Below are 12,055 nucleotides of genomic sequence, written 5' to 3'. Positions count from 1 at the left end.
CAGCGCGGTCCGCTCAATCGCTGCCGAAGATCTGCTCGGCTTCGACGAGCTGTGCGCCGAGCTCGTTGCCAACCTGCTCAATGTCCGGCAGCGTCAGGCCGGCGAGTTGCAGCAGCCACTCCGGATAGTCCTGCGTGTGGCCGGTCAGCCAGTAGCCGTGTTGGCCGCGACAGCTCAGCGTGTCCGCCAGGTAGATGAGCCCGGCGATGCGCTGGAATTCGGGCTGGAGCGAGCTCGGTTCGTGGTGGTAGCCGATCGCGAAACGCAGGGCCGGCGGGAATTTCCATTTTGTGGCCAGGACCGCGCCGAACAACTGGTGGTCGGCACCGATAATGGTCTCCTCGGCGGCGCAGTAGCTTTGCGGTGTGGCGAGGCAGCGTTCCGCCACGTCGCGGGTCTTTTCCGTGAAGAGCTGCTGGACGACGATCAGGCCCATGTCGTGCACGAGGCCGGCGACGAATGCTTCGTCGCCGAGCGCGTAGCGACCGACCCGGGCGAGGAGCTTGGCGGCGACGGCCACGGCCACGCTGTGGCGCCACAGGTCGCGGGTGGAGAAACCCGTGCACACCTCGCCGGCCTTGAGCAGGCGTGACAGCGAGGCCGCCAGCGCGAGGTTCTTCACGGCGCTGAGGCCCAGCATGACGATGGCGCGATCCAGGCTCGCGATCTGGGACGGCAGGCCGTAAAACGCGGAGTTGACGATCTTGAGGATCTTGGTGGCCAGGGCCGGGTCGGACTGCACGACCTCGTGAATCTGCCGGGCCGTCGAGCGGGGGTCTTCGACCACCTGCACGATGCGCGTCGTGATCTCGGGCAGCGAGCTGAGCTCGGTCACCCGGTTCAGGGATTTGAGCAGCTCCGGCGGCAGCGTCTTGCCGCCGACGACGGGCGCTTTGGCACTCGCCACGCAATCCGACATGACTTCATCCTTTCAGCGTAGGCGCCGGGCCGTGCACCGCGGTGATGTCCCGGCACCACGCCCCACCCGCGCGGATCGCGACCGTCTCAGTCGGCAAACACGCGCACGTTTTCCTCCAGATGCTCCGGCAGGCGCTCGCGTACGACGGCAAGCGCGTCAGTTGAGACATTCAGGTACGCCCAGGTCGCGTCCGCGACTTCCTGGTCGCGCGCGGAGAGCCAGAATCCATACTTGGCGTGCGCGCACAGCGTGTCGGCCGCGTGCACGAGCGTCGCGATCCTGCGCAGTTCACCGGTGAGCCCGTCGAGCGCATGGTGACACGCCACCGCAACGCGCAGGCCCACCGGAAACCCCCAGCGCATGGCGAGCGCGTCGCCGAACAACTGGTGGTCCGCGCCGATCAGACTGTCTTCCAGCGCCCGGAACGACACACTCCCGCCCAGGCAACGGGCCTCGAGCTCTTTCATTTCCTCGGGGAAGAGCTGCAGCATGACAATCAGCCCGAGGTCGTGCACGAGTCCCGCCACGAAGGCCTCGTCCGCCGCGATCTCCTGCCCCGCTTCGGCGAGCAGGCGCGCCCCCACCCCGACCGCGACCGAGTGCCGCCACAGGTCGCGCGCCAGGAAATGATTGGCCACGGCGGCGGCGTTGAACATGCGGGCCAGCGAGGCGGCGAGCGCGATGTTCTTCACCGCGCTGAGCCCCAGCAGCAGGATCGCGCGGTCCAGGCTCGCGACCTGGCCCGGCATGCCGTAGAACGCCGAGTTGACGACGCGCAAGATCTTGGTCGCCAGCGCCGGGTCGGTCTTCACGATCTCGTGCATGTCGTGCGCCGTGGACTGCGGGTCCTCGACGACGCGCACGATGCGGGTCGTCACCTCGGGCAGCGAATTGATCTCCGTCACCCGCGCGAGCACGCGCTGCAGGGCCGGAGACAGCGTTCGCGTCAACGTGGCCGTACCCGATTCCATATAGTTCCTTTCAGGCCGGGGGCGCGGTGAGCGCCGCCCGCGGCGGCTCGCAGCCATCAGCAATGGCACGCCGTCCGATAAGGGGCGAACCTCCGTACGGCGCGCGGTTGCTCCGTGACCGCACGAACAACCACCTGCACTCATCGGCCAGCCCCCCGGTCGGCTGCATGAAGTGTGGTTGAATGCACGGCGCCGCCCGCCCACCACAATCCTGCCTGAGCCGACGCGGTGTGTTCTGGGACCCGCGGCGGGGAAGATCACTCCGGCAGCGTGAGCGTGCGCCCCGTCAGGCGCCGATAAGCATCCTCGTACCCGCGACGGGTCTTGCGGATCACGTCGTCCGGGATCGGCGGGGGCGGCGGCTGCTTGTTCCAAGCCAGCGTCTCGAGGTAGTCGCGCAGGAACTGCTTGTCGAAGCTCGGCTGATCGTCGCCGACCCGGTAGTGCTCCTTGGGCCAGAAGCGCGAGGAGTCGGGCGTGAGCACTTCGTCGGCCAGGAGCAGCTCGCCGTTGTAGAGGCCGAACTCGAATTTCGTGTCGGCCAGGATGATGCCGCAGCGCTCCGCGTGCGCCGCGGCCTGCGTGTAGATGTCGAGCGATCGCCGGCGGACACGTTCCAGCAGGTCGCGCGCGTCGGCGGAGATGCTGCGCTTCGGAGCCAGGAAGCGGGCCACGGTCTCGCAGGCATGCTCGAACGAGATGGGCTGGTCGTGCCCGACCGTCGCCTTCGTCGACGGGGTGAAGATCGGTTCGGCCAGCTTTTCGGCGCGGCGGAGGCCCGGCGGCAGAGTCACTCCGCTGACGGACCCCGTGGTCTGGTACTCTTTCCAGCCGCTGCCGATGATGTAGCCGCGCACGATGCACTCGATCGGGAGGATCTCGGCGCGTTTCACGACCATCGTGCGTCCATTGAGCTGGTCCAGGTAAGGCGCGTACTCGGGGGGCACATGGTCGTCGTCGACCACGTATTCCAGGTGATGCGGCTGGCAGGCGGGCAGGGTCTCAAGCCAGAAACGCGACATCTCGGTCAGCAGGATGCCCTTGCCCGGCACCGGCTGATCCATGACGACGTCGAACGCCGAGATGCGGTCCGTCGCCACGATCATCAGGCGCCCGCCCAACTTGTAGACATCGCGCACCTTGCCGCGATTCACCAGTTCCGGCAGGTCCGTCTTCCGAATCACGGTCCGTGGGGCCATTAGCGCTCTCCATCGCATGTCACGGGTTGACTGGCGGGTGCGGTTTCCGCCGCGAGTCGTTCGGCCGCGTCTTCGGCCGGGTCAAATGTGTCATCATCTTCGAGTGGCGCCGTGTAGCCCGCCAACGCCTGCAGCCGGGCGGCCAGGCGCACGAGATCGCCACGCGTGTGCTCGAGGCGTGTCCGTTCCTCGGTCTGCCCGCGGAGCGCCGGATCCAGCCGTAACCGCGCCGCGATCGCCGCCGCGGCCCGGCTGGCGTCCTGCACCAGCGCCCGGGTATCAGGCTGCAGGGATGTGTAGGCGGCGGGCTCGGCCGCCCACGCGGCCACCGTGCGTCCCGCGTACTTCCGGTTCAGCCGCTCGGTGTGCATCTCGGCCAGCACGCGTCCGAGCGCCGCCCGTTCATAGGGGGTCGTGTAGCGCAAACGAAAGCCCCGACCAGCCGGGGCCCGCTCGGCCACGTCGACGCGCGTGCGCGCGAGCAACTCGTCCAGAGCCACTCCGCGTGCCGCGCGGCACATCTGGGCGAGGCGTTCCAAGAGCGCAGGGGGCGCGCCGAGCACGGCGCGCTGCATGGCGCGCAGGGCTGCCGGGCGGTCATCATCGTCGAGCAACTCGAACGCCTCGCGCAGCATCTGTTCACAATCCGCGGCCAAGGCGGCGTCGGGCGCCGTCCCGACGGGGAGGGGCGGCGTCACGGGCGGGCGTCCCCCCGGCGCGACGCTCCGCACCAGCTCGGCCGGGAACGATCGGACGAGCGCGGACGAGCCGTCGGCGGCCACGATCCGAAATACAATCACGTTATTGTCCTGGGACACCAGCTCGCCATAGTGGCGGGAACCATCGCGCAGGTGCAAAATGTCGGCCTGCAGTCCCGCCGCGACGGAAAGCAGGATTGTGAAGGCGAGCAGGCGCATGCGCTCCTTCCACGGCAACGAGACATGCTGAGACGCTTCATTATACGATGAGCACAGCGGCAAACAACGAGCAGAAATCGCGGGGCCCGGTGCGCGTCGGGCTGGTCGCCGACGGCGCGCGCGCCGCGCCGCTGGTCGCGGCCATCGACGGCTGCCTACTCATCCAGCCGCTCGGGCAGGCCGGCCTGCCGCCGGGAACGGGCCTGCGCGACGTGCCGCGGTTTGATGATCCGCGCACCCTGCTGGCCGAGCCCGGCCTGGAGGCCGTCCTGTTTGCCACCGGGACGCGCGGCGAGGTGGAATTCGTCCGCATGGCGGCCGAGCGGGGCCTGCATGTGTGGCGCTACCCACCACTGGCGCGCAGTTTCGCCGAGGGCACCGAACTCGTCACGCGCCTGCGACAACTTCCAACAATCCACCGCGTGGCGTCCTGGTGGGAGTACGTCGCTGATCACGTCTGGCACGAACTGCACTGGCCGGACGGTTTCACGCCGCGGTTTTCGGATTTGCGCGTCAACGCCCCTCAACCGAAGGCGGTACCCGGCGGGGTCCGTTCCAATGATGCAACAGCCGGCGTGCTCGGCGACGCGGGATATGCCCTGCTCGAGGCCCTGGTCGCCGTCCGCGGGCTGCCCGACACGGTGGACGCCGTCATCGGCCGGTTTCGCGCGGCGTCGGCGGCGGCGGGTCGCGAGGTCGAGGACACCGCGGCGGCAATTCTGCGATACGCGGACGGGGGCGCGGCGGCCCTCCGGGCCACGTGGGACCTGCCCGGCCACGAATTCATGCTCGCTCACCACGCGCACAATGCGTCCGTGACGCTCACGGACGAGGTGGTGGTGTTGCTGGACGGCAGTGGGCAGACGCTCGATCAGCGTCCCCTGCCGAGCGACTTCCTGGCAAGTGATCTCCTGCGGTTCGCGGAACTCGTCCGCAGCGGGGCGCGTGACCGGGCCGCAGCGCTGCTGGAACGGCACCTGACGGTGACGGCGCTCCTGGAGGCCATCCACCTGGCCGCACGCACCGGTCACCCCGAGGCGCCGTTGAAGCTCTACCAGGTGCAAGGTTGGCCGGAGCCACGCTCATGAGAACCAAATCGCGCAGCGCAGGGCTTTGGATTTCGCTCGCCCTGGTGTCGCTCGCGCTGGTGCTCTCGACCGGTTGCGCACTCCCCGGCGCGTCACGCAATGTCTCGTTCTGGATCGTGAGCGGCGACGAGGAGCTGGCGGCCGACACGCCACCCAGTCTCGAGAACGACATCTATTCCGCAGCCCGCGGCGAAGTGCGTCTCCAGGCCGCGTTGAATGAGACCATCGACCTCCAGATCGCGCTGCACACCGCCGCGCCGCCGGCCGGACCGTTTGATGTGCGTATCACCGACCTCACCGGCCCCGCGGAGACATTGCCGGCCGCGAGCGTCACAACGCTGTATCGCATCCAGTACGCCCGTGTCGAGCAGTTCCGCAGTTGGTTCGCCTCGGCCGCCGCCCGCCCCGCGACCCCTGGCCTGTTCCCGGACATCGCGGTCCCCTGGCGTGCAGCGCGCGGCGGTGGCCCCGTTACGCTCGCTGACCGCCGCAATGAGATCATCTGGGCCGACGTGCACGTGCCCGCGACGGCGACGCCCGGTGAGTACAGCGGACGGATCGAGGTTCGGCGGGGACGCGACGCCACACCGGTCTTCACGTGCCAACTGCGGCTGGAAGTCCTGCCGGTCGCTTTGCCGGACCGACGCGGTTTGGCCGTCATTTGTCGCCTGGACGCGCAGGACCTGCTGACCAGGCACTTGCGCTGGCCGCGCACCGCGCCTGAGGAGCTGCATCTGCTCCCCACCCTGCCGAACCACTCGGCCGCAGTGCAGCTCGTCAACCAGACGATGGAGACATTCCAGGAGCACCGGACGACGCCGGTGCTGTGGGGCTCGTTCCCGAAATTCCGGCCGATCGGCGAGCGGGAAGTGGAGGTCGACTGGGCGGATTACGACCAACTGGTGACGCCGTGGCTGGACGGCTCGGGCTTCCACGACCGCGTGCGGCTCGAAGCCTGGGCGGTTCCGGCCACGCTCGATTACCCGAGTGCGGAGCGCAACGGCGGACTGGAGTCGCCGCGCTACGCGCGGCTGCTCGCGGCATATCTGCAGGAATGCCGACGGCATTTTGCCGAGCGGGGCTGGCTGGAGCGTGCATTCGTGCGGCTCGCCCCGCCCGAACCCCTCACGTCGGGGGCGGTGAACCAGGCCCGCCGCATCACCGGCATCGTGCAGCAGAGTGAAGCCGGGCTGCCGGTGGTGGCCCACCTGCCGGCGCGTTCGCTGCGCGGCCTCGGCTGGCACGAGGCCCCGCCGATCGAGCTGCCCGACGTGCAAATCTGGGCGCCGCCCGCGATGTGGTACGAGCCGGCGGCGATGGAACGCGAGCGCAAACTCGGCAAGCGCACGTGGTTCATGCCCGACTACCCACCGTACAGCGGCGCGTTGACGGTCGAAGGCCCCGCCGCGGATGGGCGGATCATTGCCTGGCAGGCTTACCGCTACGGCGCCGACGCCGTCTGGATCGAGCACGCCGCGAAGATCGGAGACACGGCGTCCAGCGGCAGCGCCCTGACCCCGTGGCTCGCCGGTGGCCTGATCTACCCCGGGGAACAATATGGCGTGGGTGATCGGCCGCTCGCCTCGCTGCGCCTCAAGCGTCTGCGGCGCGGTTTGCAGGACTACGCGCTGCTGCGGCTGCTGGAAGACAACGGCAAGCGGCTGCTCGCGCAGACCCTGGCGGGCCAGATCGTCCGCTGGGCGTGCACGGACGCCTGTCTGGACAACCTGGTGAGCTGCAAGGAGACCGGCTGGCCGCGACAGACCGCTGTGCTGCGACTGGCCCGGACGCTGATGCTCCAGGAGCTGGCCGGTCAGTTCGAGCCGAACCCCACCGCGCGCCAGCGACAGATCGACGGCCTGTCGCAGTGGGGCCTGATGATGAACCAGGCGGAGCGCGTCGTCGCCACGGTGAACGGCGTGCGTCTGAGCACGGCGACCGAAACCCTGCGGGCCGACGTGTTTGGCAGCGTGCTCAACACGACGAACCGCCCGCTCGAGGGGCGCTGGCTGCTGCCCGTCCCCCCACCGGGCTGGCAGCAGGCCGCAGAGGTCGTCACGAGCCTCGACGCGGGCACGCGCCGACCAGTCCAGCTCGAACTGAGCATGACCGGGCTGGCGTACAACATCGACGGCGTGTACCCGTTCGAGCTGGCGTTCAACACCGCCGCGCTCGGCACGTTTCGCGTGCCCGCCCGGCTTGCGGTGGCCGTGTGTCCCATGCTGGACACGGCGCCCACGGTAGACGGGCGTCTGGACGACTGGCCGCTGGCGTCGAACAACGCGGCCGGTGATTTTCGCCTGTGCCGGCTGAGCCAGGCGGCGGTCGCGGCGGGTACGGACCTGCCGGCGCTGGGCACGCAGGCGTACTGCGCGATGGATCGGGCACATCTGTACGTGGGGGTGCGTTGCCGGCTGAAGCCTGGCGAGCCGCCGGTCGCGCGGGCGGATAACACAATCACGATCGACGGCGCGCTGCCGTGGGGCCAGGATGTCGTGGAAGTCCTGATTGACCCGCGCGGCGTGGCGACGGGGACGAGCAGCGATCTGTATTGCGTGCAGGTCAAGCCGACCGGATTGCTGGTGGCGCGCAACGGTTGCCGGACCGAGCCGCCGATGGGCACGTCGGAGACGTGGCCCTGTGGAGCGCGGGTCGCGGTGAACATCGAGCGCGACCACTGGGTCGTCGAACTGGCCATTCCGCTGACGGCGTTTGGCGCAGAAGCCCGCCGCAACCGCGTTTGGGGGCTCAACATCACGCGGCTGGACGCCCGGCACGGGGAATACTCATCCTGGTCCGGCGCGCGCGGCTATTGCTACACCCCGGCAGCGCTAGGCAATCTGATCATGCTCTGGCCCTGAGCCGCCCGCCTTGGAGATTCCGGCGGCAGCCGCTATGATCGCGGTTTTCCGGGATCCGCACATCCAGACCGTGTCGAGGTAGAGCGCATGAAGGTACTCGTTGTCGTCCGTCAAGTGCCCGATTCGACCACCGCGATCAAGATCCGCGCCGACGGTCAGGACATTGACCGCACCGGTGTGAAGATGGTGGTCAACCCGTTCGACGAATTTGCCATCGAGCAGGCCGTTCAGTTGCGTGAGAAACGCAAGGACGTGGAGGCCGCCACAGCGTTAATCGTCGGGCCGGCGCAGGCCGCGGAAGCTCTGCGGACCGCGCTGGCCGTCGGCTGCGACGATGGCATTCATCTCCAGGATCCGGCATTCGACGCGCTCGATGAGCTGCAGCTTGCCGCCCTGATCGCGGCCGTCGTCAAGGACCGGGGCTACGGGTTGATCCTGATCGGCAAGCAGGAGATCGACCTCGACAGCGGACAGCTTGGGCCGGCGCTGGCCGAGCTGCTCGACCTGCCGCACGTAGGCGCGACGGTAAAGCTGGAAGTGGCCGACGATGGCAAGTCCTTCACGGCGCGGCGACGCATCGAGGGGGCCGAGGAAGTCGTGCAGGTACCGCTGCCGGCGCTGCTGACGTGCGACAAGGGGCTGTGCGAGATGCGCTACCCGTCGCTGCCCAACCTGATGAAGGCCAAGAAGAAGCCAGTGCAGGTGCTGAAGGCGGCCGATGTGCCGGGCTTCGCGACGAGCGCGGTCGGGGGGACGCAGTTGCACACGTTCCAGCCGCCGCCGGAACGTCCGCCGGGCAAGCTGATCCCCGGCGAGCCGGAAGAAGCCGCCCGCAAGCTGGTGCGCCTGCTGCGCGAAGAGGCGAAGGCGATCTGATGATGGGGGCGGGGTCCCGGCCCCGTGCGCGACTGGACCATGACCTCTGAGAGCTGCCTGGAGCGAACATGAGCAACGATATTCTGATCTTTGCCGAACAGCGAAATGACCAACTTCACCCCACGGCTTTGCAGATCGTCACGCCCGCCCGCGACCTGGCGGCGAAGACCGGCGGTCAGGTCGTGGCGTGCCTGATCGGTGACAAGCTCGATGCGGCGACGGCCGCGCTCGACAAGGCGGGCGTGAACCGCATTATCACGACCAGTGCGCCGGCGCTGGGCCTGTATTCCGCCCTCCGCTATCGCACGGCCCTGACCGCCGCCGTCGCGAAGGTCGAGCCGCGCGTGCTGCTGCTGCCGGCGACGTTCATGGGGCGCGATCTGGGGGCGCGCGTCGCCGCCCGGATGCAAGCGGCGGTCGCGACCGACGTTGTTGAATTGACGATCGGCGCGGACGGCGGGCTGGATGTCCGGCGGCCCGTGTACAACGGCAAGGCGTTCTGTCACGTGCGGTTCCCGAAGGATCGGCTGGCGGTTGCGACGGTGCGGCCCAACAGCTTCCCGGCCGCGACCGGCGGCGGCGGCGCGGCACGCGAGACGTTGGCGTACGCCCCGGTCGCCGGCGATGATCGCATCGATGTGAAGGAGCTGGCGAAGGCCGGCGGGACGGTCAAGGACGTCACTGAGGCAGACATCATCGTGTCCGGCGGGCGGGCGCTAAAGAACGAGGACAATTTCCGCATCATCTTTGAGTTGGCCAAAGAGCTCGACGCCGCGGTCGGCGCTTCGCGCGCCGCGTGCGACGCCGGCTACCAGCCGCACAGCCGGCAGGTCGGCCTGACGGGCAAGACGGTGACGCCGCGGCTGTACATCGCATGCGGCATCAGCGGCGCGATCCAGCACCTGGCGGGCATGCGCGGCAGCAAGGTGATCGTCGCGATCAACACGGACAAGGAGGCGCCGCTGTTCAAGATCGCGGACTATGGGATCGTCGGCGACCTGTTCAAGGTGGTGCCGGCGATGACGGCGGAAATCAAGAAGCTCAAGGGGTAGGCGCGACCACGCGCCAGAGCGGCTGGCTCTTGTCGATTTCGAGCGGCGGCGGAATCTGCCGCTCGATCAAGGCGGACGGCACGAGCAGCACGCGACCGCCGCCGCGGACGTGTGCGCCGAGTTCGTCGTCTGTCAGTGGCGGCTGGGCGGGGTCGGTCAGGCATTCGCGGAACCAGTACACGCGCACCGCGGGCGGGCCGCCCTGCACGAGATAGGTGATTGCCACAGGGAAGGCGGTCGTGTTATCACCGATCAGCCAGCCGCCGGATCCCAGCTGCTCCATGGCGCTGGACGCCAACGTCGCAGCACCGCGTCCGCTATGCCGCCAGGGTCGAAAGAAATGCTGATATTCGTCGCGGTAGGGAATGTCCCGCAACTGGCCCGCGAGCCAGCCGTGGCTCGCGGCGAGGATGGGAAAGCAAAAGTACACCACCACCGGTAGCAGCGCATTCGCGGTCAGCAGCCCCAGCAGCCACCACCTGCCAGGTCCAACACGCCAACGGCGTAGCATCCCTGCTACCCCCCAACCGAACCAGAGCGCGGTCACTGCACAGATCGGGACAAAGTACTTGTAGACGTCAGGAATCCTGTAGCGGCCGACGAACACGCAGATCAGCAAGGTTTGCCCGAGCAGCACCCAGTGAAAGATGCGCCGTCTGCCGCGTGCCCGTCGCAGCAGACCAACGCAGGCGACCGCTGCTGTCGCACAGGGGAAGCAGTAAATGAACGCAAAGGTGACAAGCTTGATCTGAGCGAGCGACATCTGAACGTTAAGGACATTGCCAGTCCAGCCGGTCGTTCGCGCGCTGCCACCAAACAGCGCAGAGCGAACAGTCTCGGCCAGGTCACCCGTTCGTTGCCAATGCGCCAGGACGAGGGTCCAATAGCACGAAGCCGTCAGCAACCAGACGCCCGCAGCGACTACGAGCCAGCCGGGCCGGACACGGCCACGCACGACCAGGACTGCCAGCAGGACCACATATGAGAGCAACGGAAACAGGCCGAGCAGGTGGTCCGCAACCTGCAGCCCATTTACGGCCAAGACACCGACGAGCCAGATCGGCCGTTGTGAATGCACGAATCCAAGCAAGAGGGCCCACTCGATCGTCATGAGCATGGCCGCCAGGGTGTACGTCTCGGTCAGCGCGGACATCTGCCAGAACGCGTGAGCGAGCCCCACGGCCGCCGCTGCAAAGCCGGCTGCCAACGCACTGCGCGTCAGCCTGGTGAGGACACCGGCGAGCACGCCCACAGCGGCGGCCCCGCACAGACCGGACAAAAGGTTGAGCTTGTGGATCGGATCACCCAGTGGGACACGCAGCATCAGGCGTCCGAGCCAATAGTGCAGGGGATGCGACAAGGCGAGCCCGAGCGGACTCTCAATTCGGCCAGTCAGGATGCGATACTGGTGAATGCCGGAGTCCTGCCACTCCACACCCCGTGAGCCGGTGGCGGCGTATAGCACGAGCGCCGCCAGCCCGGCGGCCAAGCCCACGACCGCGGGGGAGAGCCGGCGACGCGGACCGGCGACGCGCAGATCACGCGCGGCGATGTTACCGGTGGGCGCCATCCTGGCCCTCAGACTGTCCCGCCGACGCCTTCTGGGCCTGCTGGGCGGCGTAATCGAGCGCGGGCCGGCCAATGAAGGTCATGAACTCGCGTTCGTCCACGGCCCCGGACACCGCCGGTCCCTGGCGGTTGCCCTTGGCATCGAGCAGCAAGAAGAGCGGGCGGCCCTCGTACCCGTACTTCACGCGCCGCACGTCTCCGGGCTGGAGGGCGACCCGGCAACTGACGGCCTGCTCGAGCGGCCGGCGTGCCCAGCGCTGCGCGAACACCTCGCGCTCATTCCGGGCATGGATCGGGTCGTTGGGCTCATAGAGATACAGGAATACGCGGCAGCGGCGGCTTTGGGCCTGGGCCAGTGCCACCGCGAGATCGTCGTCGATCCACTGCACGGGGGCGCCCGACGTGGTAAGCCACTGGCTGGTGGCGATCACGCCCGCGAGCAGGACCAGGAAGAGCGCGACGCCCCAGGCCGGTGGGCCCTTGCGGCGCGGCACAACGGCGGGCTCGGCGGTGGTGGCAGCGGGCGGCGTCTCAGCGTCCATGGCGATCTCCCGCGGTCGCGGCGCGACCGAGGCGGCGGCCGCGGTCCAGAATCTACCCGAC

At 68.5% G+C, this 12,055-nt stretch carries 10 protein-coding genes; 4 read left to right on the top strand and 6 right to left on the bottom strand.

Annotated elements, in window-relative coordinates; translation table 11 throughout:
- Positions 1 to 13: 13 nt before the first annotated feature.
- The 4 genes from KA383_17500 to KA383_17485 all read right to left on the bottom strand — a co-directional run bounded on the left by KA383_17500 (position 14) and on the right by KA383_17485 (position 4,006).
- Entirely contained in the window at positions 14 to 919 is a 906-nt protein-coding gene (locus KA383_17500; protein ID MBP7747914.1) for an HDOD domain-containing protein, read from the bottom strand.
- Between the two features lie 86 nt (positions 920 to 1,005).
- The gene (locus tag KA383_17495) at positions 1,006 to 1,890 is read right to left on the bottom strand and encodes an HDOD domain-containing protein (protein MBP7747913.1); all 885 of its coding nucleotides are present in this window, start codon (positions 1,888 to 1,890) and stop codon (positions 1,006 to 1,008) included.
- Between the two features lie 257 nt (positions 1,891 to 2,147).
- On the bottom strand, positions 2,148 to 3,089 hold the full coding sequence (locus tag KA383_17490; GenBank protein ID MBP7747912.1) for a phosphoribosylaminoimidazolesuccinocarboxamide synthase: 942 nt from the start codon (positions 3,087 to 3,089) through the stop codon (positions 2,148 to 2,150).
- A complete protein-coding gene (locus tag KA383_17485; protein ID MBP7747911.1) occupies positions 3,089 to 4,006 on the bottom strand; it encodes a hypothetical protein in 918 nt (305 codons plus the stop codon). Before KA383_17485 ends, KA383_17490 begins: the two co-directional genes overlap by 1 nt.
- A gap of 47 nt (positions 4,007 to 4,053) precedes the next feature.
- Between KA383_17485 and KA383_17480 the strand changes: the two genes are divergently transcribed.
- From KA383_17480 to KA383_17465, 4 genes are all read left to right on the top strand, one after another.
- Positions 4,054 to 5,094, top strand: coding sequence for a hypothetical protein (locus tag KA383_17480; protein MBP7747910.1), 1,041 nt, complete (start codon positions 4,054 to 4,056; stop codon positions 5,092 to 5,094).
- The gene (locus KA383_17475; protein ID MBP7747909.1) at positions 5,091 to 7,955 is read left to right on the top strand and encodes a DUF4091 domain-containing protein; all 2,865 of its coding nucleotides are present in this window, start codon (positions 5,091 to 5,093) and stop codon (positions 7,953 to 7,955) included. The genes KA383_17480 and KA383_17475 overlap by 4 nt, the downstream gene beginning before the upstream one ends.
- Positions 7,956 to 8,042: 87 nt before the next feature.
- Positions 8,043 to 8,831, top strand: a complete 789-nt coding sequence (locus tag KA383_17470) for an electron transfer flavoprotein subunit beta/FixA family protein (GenBank protein ID MBP7747908.1) — start codon at positions 8,043 to 8,045, stop codon at positions 8,829 to 8,831.
- Between the two features lie 68 nt (positions 8,832 to 8,899).
- Positions 8,900 to 9,883, top strand: coding sequence for an electron transfer flavoprotein subunit alpha/FixB family protein (locus tag KA383_17465; GenBank protein MBP7747907.1), 984 nt, complete (start codon positions 8,900 to 8,902; stop codon positions 9,881 to 9,883).
- On the opposite strand, the gene KA383_17460 is transcribed toward KA383_17465, so the two are convergent.
- Both KA383_17460 and KA383_17455 read right to left on the bottom strand, forming a co-directional pair.
- Positions 9,873 to 11,453 carry a DUF2723 domain-containing protein gene (locus KA383_17460; protein MBP7747906.1) on the bottom strand — a complete coding sequence of 527 codons (1,581 nt, stop codon included), beginning with the start codon at positions 11,451 to 11,453 and terminating at the stop codon, positions 9,873 to 9,875. The two genes, KA383_17465 and KA383_17460, sit on opposite strands and share 11 nt — an antisense overlap.
- Positions 11,437 to 11,994, bottom strand: a complete 558-nt coding sequence (locus KA383_17455) for a hypothetical protein (GenBank protein MBP7747905.1) — start codon at positions 11,992 to 11,994, stop codon at positions 11,437 to 11,439. Before KA383_17455 ends, KA383_17460 begins: the two co-directional genes overlap by 17 nt.
- Positions 11,995 to 12,055: the final 61 nt, after the last annotated feature.

The sequence above is a fragment of the Phycisphaerae bacterium genome, assembly GCA_017999985.1.
Lineage (GTDB): Bacteria > Planctomycetota > Phycisphaerae > UBA1845 > Fen-1342 > JAGNKU01.
The sequence above is the reverse complement of the archived record's forward strand: the minus strand, read 5'-3'. Positions and strand labels throughout refer to the sequence as shown.